Here is a 17,149-nt window from a genome sequence, read left to right on the forward strand (position 1 = left end):
GAAAGGGAAGTTTTATCGATTGCCGCCAAGAAACTGATGATGAATGAAAAAGTCGCCTTCTAGCGACTTTTTAATTTTCTAATAAAAATGTATTTTTGGATGGGCCAATTAAATAGAGTTCATGCATTGCTCGTGTGAGAGCTACATACAGTAGTTTCCGATCAATTATTGTATCGTAAAAGGGTGTTTCAAAGGCAGCTACAATGACGGCATCAAACTCAAGCCCTTTAGCAAGATGACTTGGTACAACAAGCAACATTTCCTGATTAATCGATTCATTTTCTGTTAGCAGCTGTGAGGCAATTTTGTTGTCTTTCAATGTATGTTGCATCGAAATGGCTTCAGCAGTAGTTTTGCAAATTAAAGCGATAGATCGATGACCATGTTGACGAATAGCTTCAAAAATTTCTTTAATTTTTAAGGCATCAAATTGATCTGCTTGAATAAAACTTGGCACATTACCGTGACGAACAACTGGCTCAACCAGCGGTAGCTGCTCATTCATTTGCGCTAAAATTTGATTAGCGACTTCCATAATTTCAATGGTTGTTCGATAGCTTTTTTGCAATGTTCGGAAGCTTGCACGAGGAAATAAACTTTGGACAGGTTCCCAGGCAGTTAATGAGCGATAGCTATGAATTCCTTGAGCTAAATCGCCAACCATTGTAAACATGTCTGTATCAAGACCTGTTTTTAAAGCAGCAAGCTGAAACAAACTATAATCTTGTACTTCATCGATAAAGACAACACGCATTTTCCATTCATCTGGGATGCCTTTTAGACGTGCTTGTAAATAGTATAGTGCGGCTAAATCTTCGAGTGCCCATTGTTCTTTACGATGTGCCTGCAAAAATTGCTGTTGTTCAAGATAATGCCATTCAGGAGCTAGCTCTGTTAAAAGTTTGGCGTCGGTAAGAAGGGTGCGATAAAGTGTTTTAATGTTATGTTTAGGAAAGCGACGCATATAGGCAGTTGCAGTTGTTTTCGTTTCTTTTTCTATTGCTGGAATTCGTTCGTCGCGTTCATCGATAAATTTTGTGACAACACGTCGACGCTTTTCATCATCCCGTATACCATTTAAGGCTTTACCCAATGCTTCATCATATTTTTTATGGAGTGTAGCTAAGACAGCCTGTTTTTTTTGGCGGACATGGCTAGCTAACACCTTTTTTATATGTGCAAGGCGTTTTTCAATTGGCATATAAGAAAACTCATATAAAAACAGTTTCTTTAGATGAGCAGCTCGCATAATACAGTATTTTTCAATATAAACATCTTCGAATTGTTGCGCGATTTCTTGCTCCAGCTTCTGGATATAGCGCTCAATGACATCACGATAATAAAGTGAACCTTTCACTTCAGCGATCCACGCAGTAGGCTGATGATTTCCACCAGCAACGAGCAATTCTAATTGCTCATTTGGATTTTGAAGCTTTAATTTTAATTTAGTGGCAGCAAGAACGTAGTCTGTAAAAGTAGTTTGGCATATTTTATCGACACCAAGCTCTGGTAAAACATCACCTATATAATCAATAAATAACTTATTCGGTGCTAAAATCATGAGCTGTTCAGGATTAAAATGCTCGCCCATTGTGTAGAGGAAATAAGATATTCGGTGGAGAGCGATAGTTGTTTTTCCACTACCTGCTGCACCTTGTACAATAATTGGTTGACGAAGATGTGCTCGAATAATTTCATTTTGTTCCTTTTGGATTGTCGAGACAATTTCAGTTAAACGAACATCTGCTTTCCCAGCCAATGCTTCTTGTAGGAGTTCATCGTTTGTTGTTAGATCAATATCCCGTATATCGAGTAATTCGCTGTTCTCGATCTTATATTGTCTTTTAGCAAAGAGATGTCCTTTATGAACTTCTCCACGGACATCGTACTCCATATCACCAAGACGTCCATCATAATAAACATTGGCTACGGGTGAGCGCCAGTCAACAATAATGGGTTCATGGGTTTCACGATGAAATAGTGAGGTTTTCCCAATATAAAGGAATTCTTCAGGATCACCTGTCTTTTGGAAATGGATTCGGGCAAAATAGGGCTTTTTCCGAACGGCTTCTAGACCTTCTTTTTGATTACGAGCCATTTCAAAGAATCTGGCGTTTGTTAAGATATTTAAATAACTTAAACTCGAATCTAAGTAATCAAGGTCAGCCATGGACTTGCGGATATTTTCTTGAGCGGATTGTAGATCTCGTTGTGATTCGTCTAATATTTGTTGCATATAACTTTGGGTATAGGTTAACCGCTCTACCTCAGCCTGAAAATCCGGATGTTGTACAGTCATTTTTAGCACCTCCTAGGTACTTACAATTTCAAAGTAGATTATCATACTACTATATATAATATTTACCATCAAGTGAAAGCTAAATAGTTAATTATGCTACTATTACATTGGGGTTGGAAAGTTTTTCTTTAAATGATAATAGAGGAGGTTAATGATTTTGGACATTTTTGCACATAGAGGTGTTTCGATAAACTATCCAGAAAACACGATGGCAGCCTTTCAAGCAGCATCAAAGCTTCCTATAGCAGGGATAGAGCTGGATGTTCATTTAACCGCAGATAAAGAGGTAGTGGTCATTCATGATGAAACCATTAATCGTACCTCCAATGGTTCAGGCTATGTAAAAGATTTTACATTACAGCAATTGCGTACATTTGACTTTGGTTCGTGGTTTTCTCCAGAGTTCGGAGATGAAACAATCCCTACGTTAGGGGAAGTGTTAGAGCTTTTTGCAGGTACCAACCATCGTATTAATATTGAACTGAAAACAGATATTATTTCATATGAAGGGATTGAAGCGCTCGTACTCAAAGAAGTGGCTGCACAGCAAATGACTGAAAGAGTAATCATTTCATCTTTTAATCATGAATCATTGCAAACAGTATCAAAAATAGCACCTTATATAGAAAGTGCGGCGCTGTTTGCAGAAGTGTTAGTAGATTTTACTTCTTACATTGCTCTTATTCCAGCTAAAGCGTTACATGTAAGTTTACCAACATCATTTCGTAAATCAGTTAAACTAGCTCTCGCTGAAGGAGCAACTGTCCGTGTGTATACTGTTAATGATCAACGTGATGCTCGCTATTTACAGCAACTAGGTATACAGGCGATATTTACTGATGACCCAGAGAAAATATTACAGGCCCTTAATTAGAGCAAGGAAGGGGCTAGGAGACAAAAAGCTTCCGTGGAATAAGTAGCATTTTTGTAATACCCACGGAAAGCGACGTCTTCTAGAAGATCCGTTCTACCATTTCGCACGATGTTCTTCAATACATCCGAGCATTTGTTGAATAACAAGTGTTTCACCATTGTCGAGTAAAATGGAGCCATCGTAATAGCCAAATAGTTGATGTACCTCCGATTTAACTAATTTGGCATTAGTTTGAGCAACACGTTCAAAAAAAGGGGAGAAGGTTAATGAAACCTGATTAGAAAATTTCGTTTTTACTTTCCAACGTTGCATATAGTCTCCAGAATCATATTGAAACAAAAGATCCTCATGTATTTTGGTCATTTTACCATCAACAAAAACAGCATTTTCAGTCATGCCAGTACCATCTGTCCATTTACCTCCTAAGTTCAGTCCAATCCGTCTTCCTCGAACTCGCTGAGAGGCCATTCCCCAATTCCATAATGCTTGGCGTGGCCATACACCTCGTCCATAATCTAACACTGCAAAATTCTCTTCGGCCGAAAAATTATAACGGCGAGTACCAATTGTGACAACACCTGAAGTTGGGAGTATATGATGCTTGCCTGTAAATTGAAATGTTTTGCGATTCCAAGGGATGACAACATTTAAGGTTTCATCAGTTGGGGGATGTTGGACGATAAGCTTTGCACGTAAAACATCACCATCAAAGTCTGGTATGGACACCGATAGATGCGTTTCATTTTGTATATATAATAGATCAATCATCATTTCGCTATTTTTAAATGAGACGGATTCTAAAACCTGTGTCGGCATTTTTAATTTACCACCGAAGGGAATGGTAATCGTTTTTTCGAAATAGCGCTGTGTTTCATATTCAAGGAAATAAACAAAGCAGACAGCAGCATAATCTAAATGACTAATCGTAGCAGAAAACAAGATTTCGTCACCATAGATACACCAATAGTTCCATTTCTTTTTGCGCATGAGATGGCCGCTTAAATTGCTGTTAATAAGGGGCTTACGTGCAAATCCGATGGCTGCTGGATTTAAATTACCTTTTTTATCGCATAAAAGAGTAGGCTGTAAAATTTCTTTCTCAGCATGCTGCTTCACAATTAACATCCCTTCCAGTCATAAAATAAAATCTGCATTGTATTACTCTTTATTGTAGCAAAAATGTTCTTGAAAATGGAAAGGAACATGCTGAATATAATTGATTTCAATAAGAATATGAGTAAGGACCTAACTAATAGAAAGTCATGAATAGACATATGATGGCATGAGGAGGAGATGTATGGCAAAAATGTATAACAGGCAGGCTGCAGTTCAATATGCTAATTTATGGTGGAACAGACGCAACCCAGCTTTTCCAAACTTTGATGTAGATTGCACAAACTATATATCTCAATGCTTACTTGCGGGTGGCGCACCAATGCGTGGCGCACCGAGTAGAGATAAAGGTTGGTGGATTCAACAAGGGAATTGGAGCTTTAGCTGGTCTGTGGCTCATTCATTAAGGTGGTATTTAGAGGGATCTACAACTGGATTGAAGGGTAGGCGTGTTCAATCGGCAGAGGAGCTAGAGCTTGGGGATGTCATTTTTTATGATTTTCAAGGAAATGGGAGAATTGATCACTCCGTTATTGTCACAAGTATTCAAAATGGTATTCCCTATGTCAATGCCCATACTTCGGATAGTATTAATCGACCTTATTTTTACGAGGATTCCACTGCCTATACACCGAGTATGACTTACTTTTTCTATCATATAGATGACAGCTTTGCTTAAGAAGAGATAGTTTTAAAGCATATCATTTTGTGATAATGTGAAAGATAGAAGAGACCAACTCTAATATGTTGTCTTATGGTAGAAGGAGAATAGAAATATGAGCGAACAAATTTTATCGGTTAGAGATGCAATTATTCAACGTCGTTCCATTAAAAAGTTTAATGGTCAGCCTGTAGATCGTGAGGATTTGATGGCTATTATCGATGATGCTGTCTGGGCACCAAATCACGGTAACCGTGAGCCTTGGCGTTTAGTAGTAGCCTGTGGAAAGGAATTAGCAGACCTACACCAGCTATTACGCGACCTGACAATTCCAAAATGGCAGGAGCTTTCAAGTGAAGATTTAGCGAAGCAAATGATGAAATTTACATTACCAGGTGGCTATGCTTTTGTAATCGTACCAGAGGATGCTCGTCAAAAAGAACGTTTAGAAGATTATGCAGCTGCAAGTACGTTTATTCAAAATATACAACTGCTTGCGTGGGATAGAGGCATTGGTTCTTGCTGGAAAACGCCAGGCTTCTTAGATAATCCGAAATTCCGTGAAGCTTTAAAGGTTCAGCCAGGTGAGCGTGTCATTGCCATGCTACAAATGGGTTATTTTGATGAAGTACCGAAAGGCAAGGAACGTAAACAATCAGCTGAAATAGTGACGATTTTTGGTGAATAACCGAAAAAAATCCCTTCACTTTAAAAGTGAGGGGATTTTTTAATGGGACGATATTTATTTTTGTAAATCAGAAACCTCGTATAAGTAATCACTTAACACACGTAAGCCTTTATCGAAGTTTTCTAAATGGAAGTGTTCGTTCGGTGCGTGGAAGTTTTCACTTGATAAGCCGAAGCCCATTAACACCACAGGTAAATCTAAAATTTCATCAAAGGCAGCTACAATAGGGATAGATCCTCCGCCACGTGTGTATGCAGTTGGTACATTATACACTTTTTCATAGGAACGTCCAGCTGCTTGGATAAATGGATGATCGAAAGGTGTTAAGAATGGACGCCCTTTATCAAATTCAGAAATATTGATTTCCACACCAGTAGGTTTATGTTTTTCAACATGGGCTTTTAATAGTGCTACAATTTCGTCAGGCTCTTGATTTGGAACAAGACGGCATGTGATTTTAGCACCAGCTTCCGCAGGTAGAACCGTTTTGATGCCTTCACCAGAGAAGCCACCAAATACACCGTTAACCTCTAGTGTTGGACGAGCCCAAGTGCGTTCTAAATAAGAAAAACCTTGTTCACCGAATAATTCTTTTACGCCAACTTCCTGTTTAACTGATTCCTCATCAAAGCCAAGTGCTAAATAAGCTTCACGTTCTTCTTCTGATAGTGGCAATACTTTATCGTAGAAGCCTTCAACTTGAATCGTTCCATGCTCATCACGGAAGGATGCTAAAATTTCAGCCAATGCATGGATAGCATTTTGGACGCCGCCACCGTAAAGACCAGAGTGTAGATCTCCTTTAGCTCCACGAACATCAATTTGAATGCCTGTTAAGCCACGTAATCCATAGCATACCGCAGGCTTACCAGGACCATAAAGGCCCGTATCAGAAATTAAAATTAAATCTGCTGCGAGTTTTTCCTTATGTTCTTCAACATAAGCAGGTAGATGCGGACTGCCGATTTCTTCTTCGCCTTCATAAATGAATTTGACATTGACTGGTAAAGTCCCTGTTGTTGCAAAGAGTGCCTCAATCATTTTTAAATGCATAAACACTTGTCCTTTATCATCACTCGCTCCACGGGCAAATAATTTATTGTCACGAATCGTAGGATTGAACGGCTCGCTATCCCATAAATTTAATGGATCAACAGGTTGTACATCATAATGACCATAAAATAAAATAGTTGGTTTCCCTTCAGCATGTAACCAATCCGCATAGACAACAGGGTGCCCAGCTGTTTGTGTAATAGAGATATTTTCAAGATTTAGTTTTTCAAACGCATTAGCTAGCCATTGTGCTGCCTGTTGAATATCTTCTTTATGCTCAGATAGAGAACTGATACTTGGAATTTGTAAAAATTCATTCAGTTCATTTAAATGTGCCTCACGATGTTCTGCAAAATAAGCATCTAATTGCTGTAAATTTGTCATTTAGCATCCCTCTTTCCAATATTTCGATAATAGAAATAGTATAGCATAATGTGGAAGGGGAATCTTGCTATAGCAATGGTTTCAAACGTTTTTATTAGTGCTTAGCCCCAATTTTAGCCCCACTAGCCTGTAAAGTTTGGCTGAATAACGAAACAGATTCTTCTTCTAATTCCTTTAGAACATGGCCATATACATCCATTATCATTTTTGGTGTATTGCCTAATCGTTCAGCAATAACTTTCACATTAAGTCCACGGTTTAACAAGAAGTGCAATGTGTATGCCGTAAACCATGTATCGTTGTTTTTGGCAGTCCAGTCCGATCTAAAATTTTATTAAATGCATAAATAGGACTTGTCGGAACGATCGGATCTGCAGCGTGTATAACTAACATATAGTCTTTTTTTGTTAATCAATTAAATTGTCGAAAGATAAAATATACTGACATATTGAGAGTGTTTAACTAAAATATATGAACTTATAGTAACGTTATGTTAAATAAGGAATAGTACTTATTTAACTTTTTATTTGAAATATTTAACTTATTAGATTAACATTATATAAAATAAATGGAAGGGGTTTTAGTAATGTACATTTCTACTTTGCGACAGAAACAGGGGGAATTAAGAGCGTTAGATATGTTAGAAGCAAGACATGTTAATTCTAACTTATTCATTCCTAATATTATTCTAAAAGATTCTTCGATAGAATCATTACAACAAATAAAAGATAAATTTAACTCTAAGGTGATTTTAGACACAAGAGATTTAGATGCAGATGAAATTGGAGAATTAGAGGAAAATGTTTTATTAGCTGATTTTCAACATTTTTATATTAATTACTCAATTGAAAATTGTATAACAAGTTGGCCTACAGAAAAATTCGATTATGTTAAAATTCCAAAAAATTTGTTGAATGAATTTTTTGTTCAATGGGTTCAGGCGAATAACTTGAAATTTCCTAAAAATATTATGTTTGATTTTGAAGCTGTGAAAGAAATTCTGTCTGATGAAACTCTCAGTATTGTAACAAGAATAATAGATATATTGGGAGAAAAAAATTACATTATTTGCAGTGGGGCTATACCCAATTCTGTACCTGAAAATGCATCAACAGATTATAAATTACAAAGGTTTGAATTAGATGTTTTTAATCAAATAAAAGAAAAGACTGGTGTAAACATCATTTTTAGTGATTATTCAACAGTAAGTCCTGTAATTTCAAGTGGAGGGAGAGCAATTGTACAAATTAAATATACATTAGAAAACGAATATTGGTTTGTTCGAAACGGGTTAAGACGAGGAAATTATAATTTCGTAAGTGTATGTGATACGATTGTAAGTAAAGCTAGGACTTTTGACGCGCAATCTTGTTGGGCAGATAAATATATTCAAGATGTTCATATTAGTGGGGAGAATAGTGGGAATCCGTCAGTGTGGGCATCATTAGGTATTAATAAACATCTTGTTATGTGTATTAATGAAAATCTCTAAATTAAAAAATAGGTGCCTATCAAAGCACCTATTTTCAGTTTGCGATTTCATTTGTTTTTGATTTCAATGTTAGCCTAATAAGATGTTTAATTTCCCTCTTTTTGTTTAAAGAAAGATGTTCATTTAACAATTTTACTAAGTCTTGCTTAAAAAACTTTCGAATTTGAAGTTTACTGTATTTATTCGTTACTGCAGGTTGACCAATTGCAACTTTCTTCACTTCCTCTGCAGTCAATAGTGCAACAAAATTCTCGAAAGAAAGATATGGATTCAATTTTGCTCTACGTTCAAAACTAATTTTTAATTTACCATTAGAGTTTTTTTCTATTAAAATTATACCCCAATAATTAGGTATGATTTGTTCTGCTTCTTGTAATAACTTTTTTCCAGTTACAATATAATTCATCTCAAAGTTTAAATCATATTCTAAAATTTGTGTCTCTAATCTCTTTAATGAATCGTAATCACTCTTGATTTCATATGCAATAACATGGCCATTTACCGCAACTACATCCGCCCTAGCTTTTCCAGAGGGTACAGTGAATTCCTCATATATATAGCACTCTTTATAACCATTTAAACGATTTATAAGTGCATTTCGCATTTCTTTTTCATCAACTTTCATCATACAAAACACTCCTTAGTAAGTATTTTAACTTTAGAGCTTGAAATTTTAAAGTAAAATAAAAATTGACTTTTATTGATCCCAATCCTATACACTCGCCGCCAAGCTAAATTTAATATATTTCAATCTTGCCCCAAAGCAAACTATTATATTCATTATCTTGCAATTCCTGATGATACTAGATTACCGTTAAACCGTTGATACATAAGGCTTTCTTGCTTATTGATGTAATACCTTGCACCCTGAAAATAATAGAAATAGTATAACATAATGTGGTAGGGAAGTGCCGTCATATCAGAGCCACTGCTATTTTTATTTGGGAGGAGTTTACTAGTCATTTTCTAAAACTTTTCAATCAAGTTCGAATGATGATATAGAGTAAAGTAGATTGTTAAGAAAAATGTGACAAAGTCTATAAGAGAGAGCTTTGCCACACTTGGGAAACGGTAATATAAACCATTGGAACTATAAAAAGTTCGCCTTATTTTGTTTTCTTATCATTGGCACGCTCGATAAATAAGTCAGTTAGATCGTTCATTTGACCAATAACAGAAATGGGATCTGTAAACCAAAATTTGAAATTATCTATTTCGTACACTTCATTATTTTTAACAACATCTAAACTTTTCCATACAGGAGCCGTTGTAAAGTCGACTTTAGGCGTGTCGGCCGCTCTTGCAACGATAACACGGTCCCCTACAAAGTCTGAAATTTTTTCTGAAGAAATTTGTACCCATGGGGTTTTTATAGTAGTTTCTGCTTTTACAGCTGGCGCCATTTGTAAGCCTAATCCCGTATAAACAGGATACCCTGTATAACCATCGCCATAAATAGTGATGGTTCCTTTACCATCCAGTATATCCATAACAGTTATTGTTTCTTCAGGCTTAATAATACGAGCAATTTTTTGGCGAGCGGTTTGAACTTGTTGTTGATAGTTTTTTTGCCACTCCTGGGCAAGATTTTCTCGATTTAAAATAATACCAAATTCTTTAATGAGTTTAGGTATATTTTCTTCGTATTCAATATAGATGGTAGGTGCAATTTTAGAAAGCTGCTCATACATTTCTTTATTACCTGTAATAATTAAATCAGGTTCTAATGAAAGTACTTTTTCTATAGAGTCTCCGATCACCTCAATTTCTTTTTTATCTTTTTCAGGAATATAAGGGTTTTTTAGCTGTGCTTCATTCGAACCAACTGGTTTGACATCTAAAGCAAGTAAGTAACCTAAATAAAAATCAGTAACAATACGTTGCGGATTTTTTTTATACGTAATATCACCATTGATGGAGTGATAAACCATTGTTTCCTCTGATTCTTTGGTAGTGTCGTTGTTTGTACAAGCTGTTAATAATAAAGCAGCACATAAAACAAATGAAGCTACTATAGTATGGTTCCAATTGAATTTCATTGGTAAAAAGCCTCCTTCATATTGATAACAATTATCATTATATAAAGGTCCTTGATTGAATACATCGGAGGATTTTAGCTCAAAATTAGGATTATTCAACACTAGAGAAGTGGGTAAATATAATCTTTTATATTGGCCAGGCGTTAACCCAGTATGTTTTTTAAATAGGCGAGTAAAGTAAGAAGAATCTTCGTAACCAATTTGCTTCGAAACTTCTTGGATTGAATGATGTGTTTCAACTAAAAGCCGCTTTGCATGTTTGATACGAGTATGTAATAAATAATCAATTAGACCATAACCAGTTTGATATTTAAATTGTTTAGAAAGATAAGATACACTGTAATTCATTTTTTCTGCAATTGTATGACGCGATAAATTTTCATGAAAATGCTTATTTATATAATCTAATGTTTGAGAGGTTAACTGTTCCTCATGCAATCTATTTGAATCTAGTGTATACATTTCATAGATTAATTCTGCTAAGTATAATTTTGTCTTATATTTACTAGCATCAGTGTGCATTTCCCATTGTGTGTTTATGTTATCTATTAATGTTAACCAATGCTTCGGTGCATCATAAAAAATGAGAGGCTCTAAGGGCTCAGATATTGTGTTATCAAAAGAAACATTACAATAGATCCATAGACATTCTGAAGATGGTTCCTGCGTGACATGTATGTTTATAGGGTCACGAACAATCAAAAAGATGTTTTTATGGTGTAAAAGGGGAGTATGATGTAATTCCCATTCGCCGGACCCTTGAGCAATAAAACCGAAAATACAGTTACAAGTAATGACAGGCATTAACTGTGGATTTTTAGATATATGTATAATGGTTAATTTTGCCGAGTCCCAATCTGCTAAAGTAAGGTTTTTCAATTGATGGTTCACTTCTTTCAATAGGTTATATTACGATAATACAATTAATGATAATGATTCTCAAATAGATGCTTGTATCGTAGAAGTGAAAATTTTCTTAAAAACATACGAAAAAAAGTAAACTGCATTCAAATGATTAGATTGACTCTAATCATTTGAAGTGCAGTTATGCAAGATGTTTCTATTTAATTAGACATATAGCGTTGTATAATTTTCTCATTTTTTTCAGCGAAGCGGTCATTGTGAGAGGATACACCAGCCATATCGACTCCGGTAGGATCTAAATATAGCTTCGCACTATTAACGGCTAGAATGGCATCATTAAACGCACCAGCTATCAGGCGAACCTTACTAGGGTGAGTAATAAAATCACCAGCACCAAATATGCCTGGAATACTTGTGTGCATTTTAGGCGAAACAGATATACCATATTCTTCACATTCAAAGCCCCATTCCATAATAGGACCGTAGAAGGATCGTTCAAAGCCGTGATTAACAATTATTTCATCGACTTCAAATTGTGTGCTCTCACCAGATGTAACATGTTGGACAGTAACCCGTTCTATTTTGGTGTTGTTGCCGTGCAAACTAGTCACAACATAGGGGACTAGTGATGTGGCAACTTGCTTCATTTGCGAAACAGATGATTCAAACGCTTTGAAATCTTCTCGACGATGAACAACAATGACTTCCTTAGCAATTGGTGCAATGGCAATCGCCCATTCCACAGCAGAGTCACCACCACCTGAAATTAAAACACGTTTATTGGCAAACTTAGATTTATCCGTAACTGTATAGTGTAAATTAGTTAATTCGTAACGATCTGCTCCTTCTATATTTAACTTTTGAATTTTGGTAATACCACGACCTGCTGCTAAAATGACCGTTCTGCTAAAATGACGTTCTCCTGTTTTAGCAATTAACTCAAAAATTTTATCTTCCCGCTGTTCCATGCCAACAATTTCTTGCCCATAAACGATGGTTGGATCAAATGTTTTCGCTTGAGTAATAAGTGCATTTATTATTTCTTCACAGCGAACAGGCTCAACACCACCTACATCCCAAATTAGCTTTTCTGGATACGTTCTCATAAAACCACCGAGCTCATGCTTAATCTCAATAATTTTTGTTCTCATTTCGCGCATCCCACTATAAAATGCGGAATACATGCCAGCTGGTCCACCACCAATAATTGTTACGTCATAAATGTCTTGTTCATTTATTGACATTAGGGCACCAACTTTTCAACAATATAGTCGATTAGTAGTTCTGTGCCAATAGGACCTAGTCCAACTGCATAATCCTTTGTATCTAATGGGAACACGCGACCATTCTGTACAGCCTCCATGGATTGCCATAGCGGACTATCTTCTAAACTCTTCATCGATTCATCACTGCTATAATTTTCTAACACTCTCTTTTCAACGAAAATATAGTCTGGTTTAATTTCTGGTAAGATTTCAAGAGATAACGGTGTAAACCAATCTTCTGAATCTGCTAATTGTTCTGGAATTTTTAATCCTAGCTGACGATAGATTAAACCACTACCTGGTCCCTCTGCTTTAGCGCCCATGAAGCGATACTGTTTTGGTTCAACCCTTAATACCATGACTGTTTTATCGCCAATGGCTTGTTGTAGTTTTTCTTTAGCTTCTGTCACTTTGTTATTGTAAGCAGTCAGGGTTGCTTCAGCTTCTTTTTCTTTCTCAAAAACTTTACCTAATGCAGGAAGTGCTTCTTCTATAGAACCATTGGCATCCACGGCAAGGGTAGGGGCTATTTTACTTAGCTCTTCATATTTTTTAGCATCGATCACATTCCCTTGCACGACAATTAAATCAGGAGCCAATGAAAGTATTTGCTCTAAATTTTCTTCATATTGAGGGGTATTAATCATTTCTACATTATTTTCTTTAAAAAGCTTTGGACGATAGTCAGGCTCTATTTCATCTACCACTAAAACTTTTTGGGGCACAATGTCAATAGATAGTAAAAACTCTGCATAATTAGAGTTAAACACTAACATATTTTTAGGATTTGTCGGGATCGTAACATCGCCGAAAAGTCCTTTAACGGTTTTGGTAGTAGCCGCTGTTTCTTCTGATGACTGTGTGTTTTGATTGTCTTCCGTTGGCTCACTATTACATGCAGCCAAAGCGAAAACCATCATTAGCAATGGTAAGAAAGCATAATATTTTTTAAACATTTCTCTAATCTCCTTTTTTGATAATGATTATCATTTTCAAATGTTAGCAAATTAGAGAAAGAGAAACCATAGAGGATTGTGTTTATTCAATTGGACTTTAGTGTTGTTCTTTAAAAAATTGATAGAGATTTTGTAGAATAATAGGTTTTCCAAAAATACCACAGTTGTTTAGTCCAAGTGACGTATCAACGAAAAGAATACGATTGTTTTTAACAGCATCTAACATGTTCCATTGATCACTATTTAGTAAGTTTTTCATATTTTCCTCAGAGCTGAAATAATCCATTATTCGTTTTTCTAGCAATAAAAAAATAGGGTTGGCCTGTAATAAATCTCCTAGTGACAAGTCATTAAAGCTATATTCTTTCCCTTGTAAATTTGGAGGCATAGAAAGATCGAGTTCGTTATAGAGTAGCCGAGCAATCTCGCATGATCTTTCACCGATATATCGATAACCAAAATGCTCAACCCTTAAATATACTAGCGTAGGTTTTCTTCGTAGAACATTTGCTAAGTCCTGTTTATACTTTTTAACGTTAGTAAGAGATTCGTTAATTAATGAAGCTGCTTGCTCCTCACAGTGAAATAGTGTCCCGAAATAGTTGATTAAGCTCGTCATTTCATTTGGTAATCCACTAATAACAGGAGCAATTTCACGTAATTCATTTTTAATTTGATCATCTAGTATATTGCCAATAATTAATGTAGGCTGTTGGCGTTGAATTTGGTCAATATCAATGATGTAATGCCCCATATCCATAGTATGAATTTGATGGGAGTTAAATAATGCCCGTTGATAACTGGGCACTAGGGAAGCAGTAATCACTACACTATGAGGGATAATGTTTAGTGCCAGTGCAATCTCAGCATACAGGGGAGATAAAAAACATATCCGCTGCTGAGCAATTGATTTTATATAATTTTTTGGAGAGACGCCAACTATTGCTTTAAATCGTCTACTAAAGTAATGGGCATCTTCAAAGCCGACATTTTTAGCAATGTCCTGTGAGCGTGCTGAAGTAGTGAGTAAAGCCTCCTGTGCACGATAAATGCGATAAGTTGCTAGATATTCTGATAAAGATAAGCCATATTGCTCCTTAAATTTTCGAGAAAAGTGCCATGGGCTAATACCGATACTATTAGCTAATTGTTCTCTTGTAATCAATTCATTGTAATGGTTATGTATATATTCAATTGATAGTTGTAATTTATTTTCGACCGTGAGTTTTTCGTTATTTTGCGGCTGATATACATGTTTTAGTAAGGTGTATAAAATATATTGATTCATAATGATGGAAGTGTTTGAAGTATGATCTATAGGCTCCATTAAATCACGGCTAATCGTAGCCAATACTACCTCAGGAATTTTGGTCATTTGGGATTCATTTTCAAGAATAGGTTGCCGTTCACTAAGGGTATGAGTAGTGAGGTCATATATGTCAAAATAAATGATCCATCCGGCTAATGCATAATTGCTATTGTCCAGTATCTCGACAACAGAATTCTTCTCAACGGCTAATAAATTGCCTAGGTGTACATGTTGTACCCGACCATTTATACTCCATGAAGCTTGCCCATCTGTAATTAAAATGAGTGCATTATTTGTCATAACATGGACAGTCCTACCTTTTATCCATCCATTCGTAATACGGTGTGTAGCTTGCCATTGCGCAAACCAAGATTGATGTGATTGATACATAGGAACACCTCTTCAATGTAAAGTATAGCTATGTATTAGAATAACAAATATTGTGCGAGTAGGAATATAAGAGTGCGATATCTTATAGTAAATAAAAAAAATCTGATTTCTAGAAAACATTGAAATCAGATCTTACTAAAATTAATGAGCAGTATACCCGCCATCAACAAGAAGCGTTGTACCATTGACAAAGCTTGCGTCGTCGCTTGCTAAGAAGAGAACAGCTTTTGCAATTTCTTCTGGTTTACCAAGGCGACCTTGTGGATGAAGGGACGCTAAATATTCTTTCTTTTGCGCATCGACTTCAGCTAGTAGAGGAGTGTCGATATAGCCAGGACATACTGCATTTACGCGAATGCCTTGTTTAGCGTAAGCTGTACATAGATTTTGCGTTAATAATTTTACGCCACCCTTTGCAGAGGAGTAGGCTGTAGGGTTTGGCAAGGCAACAAAGCTATGAATAGAGCCAGCGTTGACAATGACACCACCAGTTCCCTGTGCAAGAAACTGTTCAATGGCATATTTATCAGAAAGAAATACACCTGATAAATTAATATCAATCGTTCTTTTCCATTTTTCGAAAGAAAGCTCATGTGCTGGTGCATCGTCAGCTACACCTGCATTGGCATACATAATATCAAGTTTACCGTAGTTAGTAACGGTTTCCTTAATCATGTTTTGAATATCTTCTTCGCTAGTTACATCTGTTTTTACGAAGAGTGTATCAAAACCATTGGTATTTAATTCGTCAGAAACAATTTGTCCACGATCTGAAAAATCGGCGATAACTACTTTAGCGCCTTCTTGTACAAAGAGACGAACTGTGGCTTCACCGATACCACTGGCCCCACCTGTAACGATTGCTACTTTATCTTTTAGTTTCATTTCAATGACCACCTTTATTGTTATTTTGCTGTTGCTCCGCCATCAATGACGAATTCTGCACCTGTTGAGAACGAAGATTCATCAGAAGCTAAAAATAATACGGTTTGCGCTACTTCTTTAACAGAGCCTAAACGTCCTAATGGGAATAAATTTTTTCCTAATTCATCTTTAGTGCTTCCAGTTGTTGCTGATGCATAGTCTGCCATACCTGTATCAATATAGCCAGGATGGATCGAATTGACGCGTACGCCATATGGAGCATATTCCATTGCAGCATCTTTTGTCATAATGCGAACGGCACCTTTACTTGCTCCGTATAATACGTGTCCAGCAGCGCCTGTTAAGCCAGCGATGGAAGAGGCATTAATAACTGAGCCCTTATTATGTTTAGCCATAAGTGGCATAATATATTTCATACCTAGGAAGACACCAGTCACATTGATGGACATTAAGCGATTCCAATCAGAAAGCTCGATTTCTGCAAGTGGTTTAATGATATAGATACCTGCATTATTGAAAAGAATATCTACTTTGTTAAATGTTTTGATTGTTTCATCTGCGACCTTTTTCCAGTCTTCCTCATTGCTAACATCATGATGTACAAATAATGCTTCACCGCCAATTGCTTGGATATCGCGGATAGTGTCGTTACCAGATTGTTCATTTATATCAGTAATAACTACTTTTGCTCCTTCTTTAGCAAATAATAGTGCCGTTTCTTTCCCGATTCCTGTACCTCCACCTGTAATAATGGCTACTTTATTTTCCAGTCTCATTTCAAGCACGCACCTTTCATTATTTCTGGTTATATGGTTACCTTGGGATTCAAAAGTATTCGCATTGTTTAGCGATACTTTCATCTTACTCTTTTCAATTT

The 17,149-nt window shown here is 36.2% G+C and carries 14 protein-coding genes and 1 pseudogene; 4 read left to right on the forward strand and 11 right to left on the reverse strand.

What is annotated here, in order from left to right; all coding sequences use genetic code 11:
• Positions 1–70: 70 nt before the first annotated feature.
• Entirely contained in the window at positions 71–2,299 is a 2,229-nt protein-coding gene (gene helD / locus NV349_RS02105) for an RNA polymerase recycling motor HelD (RefSeq protein ID WP_271912236.1), read from the reverse strand.
• Positions 2,300–2,456: 157 nt separating this feature from the next.
• On the opposite strand from helD, the gene NV349_RS02110 reads away from it, so the two are divergent.
• Positions 2,457–3,173: a glycerophosphodiester phosphodiesterase gene (locus NV349_RS02110; protein ID WP_036117556.1), complete on the forward strand. Its 717-nt coding sequence runs from the start codon at positions 2,457–2,459 to the stop codon at positions 3,171–3,173.
• A 93-nt stretch (positions 3,174–3,266) separates the two neighbouring features.
• On the opposite strand, the gene NV349_RS02115 is transcribed toward NV349_RS02110, so the two are convergent.
• Positions 3,267–4,289, reverse strand: a complete 1,023-nt coding sequence (locus NV349_RS02115) for a DUF2804 domain-containing protein (protein WP_036117552.1) — start codon at positions 4,287–4,289, stop codon at positions 3,267–3,269.
• A 181-nt stretch (positions 4,290–4,470) separates the two neighbouring features.
• Here NV349_RS02115 and NV349_RS02120 point away from each other — a divergent pair, with 181 nt between their 5' ends.
• Both NV349_RS02120 and NV349_RS02125 read left to right on the forward strand, forming a co-directional pair.
• Complete coding sequence (locus NV349_RS02120) at positions 4,471–4,965, forward strand: amidase domain-containing protein (protein WP_036117549.1); 495 nt, start codon at positions 4,471–4,473, stop codon at positions 4,963–4,965.
• Positions 4,966–5,062: 97 nt separating this feature from the next.
• Positions 5,063–5,635 carry a nitroreductase family protein gene (locus NV349_RS02125; RefSeq protein WP_036117546.1) on the forward strand — a complete coding sequence of 191 codons (573 nt, stop codon included), beginning with the start codon at positions 5,063–5,065 and terminating at the stop codon, positions 5,633–5,635.
• A gap of 54 nt (positions 5,636–5,689) precedes the next feature.
• On the opposite strand, the gene NV349_RS02130 is transcribed toward NV349_RS02125, so the two are convergent.
• Complete coding sequence (locus NV349_RS02130) at positions 5,690–7,072, reverse strand: dipeptidase (RefSeq protein ID WP_271912241.1); 1,383 nt, start codon at positions 7,070–7,072, stop codon at positions 5,690–5,692.
• Between the two features lie 94 nt (positions 7,073–7,166).
• A pseudogene (locus NV349_RS02135) lies at positions 7,167–7,444 on the reverse strand (tyrosine-type recombinase/integrase); the annotation flags it as partial.
• 214 nt (positions 7,445–7,658) lie between these two features.
• Between NV349_RS02135 and NV349_RS02140 the strand changes: the two are divergent.
• Positions 7,659–8,564 carry a beta family protein gene (locus NV349_RS02140; RefSeq protein ID WP_271912243.1) on the forward strand — a complete coding sequence of 302 codons (906 nt, stop codon included), beginning with the start codon at positions 7,659–7,661 and terminating at the stop codon, positions 8,562–8,564.
• A 34-nt stretch (positions 8,565–8,598) separates the two neighbouring features.
• Here the strand turns inward: NV349_RS02140 and NV349_RS02145 are convergent, their stop codons facing one another.
• From NV349_RS02145 to NV349_RS02175, 7 genes are all read right to left on the reverse strand, one after another.
• Positions 8,599–9,192, reverse strand: a complete 594-nt coding sequence (locus NV349_RS02145) for a sce7726 family protein (RefSeq protein ID WP_271912245.1) — start codon at positions 9,190–9,192, stop codon at positions 8,599–8,601.
• Between the two features lie 478 nt (positions 9,193–9,670).
• Positions 9,671–11,482 carry an AraC family transcriptional regulator gene (locus NV349_RS02150; protein WP_271912248.1) on the reverse strand — a complete coding sequence of 604 codons (1,812 nt, stop codon included), beginning with the start codon at positions 11,480–11,482 and terminating at the stop codon, positions 9,671–9,673.
• Between the two features lie 185 nt (positions 11,483–11,667).
• Positions 11,668–12,711 carry an NAD(P)/FAD-dependent oxidoreductase gene (locus NV349_RS02155; protein WP_170829840.1) on the reverse strand — a complete coding sequence of 348 codons (1,044 nt, stop codon included), beginning with the start codon at positions 12,709–12,711 and terminating at the stop codon, positions 11,668–11,670.
• Positions 12,711–13,688, reverse strand: coding sequence for an ABC transporter substrate-binding protein (locus tag NV349_RS02160; protein ID WP_036117539.1), 978 nt, complete (start codon positions 13,686–13,688; stop codon positions 12,711–12,713). The genes NV349_RS02155 and NV349_RS02160 overlap by 1 nt, the downstream gene beginning before the upstream one ends.
• A gap of 97 nt (positions 13,689–13,785) precedes the next feature.
• Positions 13,786–15,387 (reverse strand): helix-turn-helix domain-containing protein, encoded by a 1,602-nt coding sequence (locus NV349_RS02165; RefSeq protein ID WP_271912251.1) that lies wholly within the window; start codon positions 15,385–15,387, stop codon positions 13,786–13,788.
• Positions 15,388–15,528: 141 nt separating this feature from the next.
• Positions 15,529–16,272: an SDR family NAD(P)-dependent oxidoreductase gene (locus NV349_RS02170; protein WP_271912254.1), complete on the reverse strand. Its 744-nt coding sequence runs from the start codon at positions 16,270–16,272 to the stop codon at positions 15,529–15,531.
• A 20-nt stretch (positions 16,273–16,292) separates the two neighbouring features.
• The gene (locus tag NV349_RS02175; protein ID WP_036117531.1) at positions 16,293–17,048 is read right to left on the reverse strand and encodes an SDR family NAD(P)-dependent oxidoreductase; all 756 of its coding nucleotides are present in this window, start codon (positions 17,046–17,048) and stop codon (positions 16,293–16,295) included.
• Between the last annotated feature and the right edge of the window lie 101 nt (positions 17,049–17,149).

It is taken from the genome of Lysinibacillus sp. OF-1, assembly GCF_028356935.1.
GTDB lineage: Bacteria > Bacillota > Bacilli > Bacillales_A > Planococcaceae > Lysinibacillus > Lysinibacillus fusiformis_D.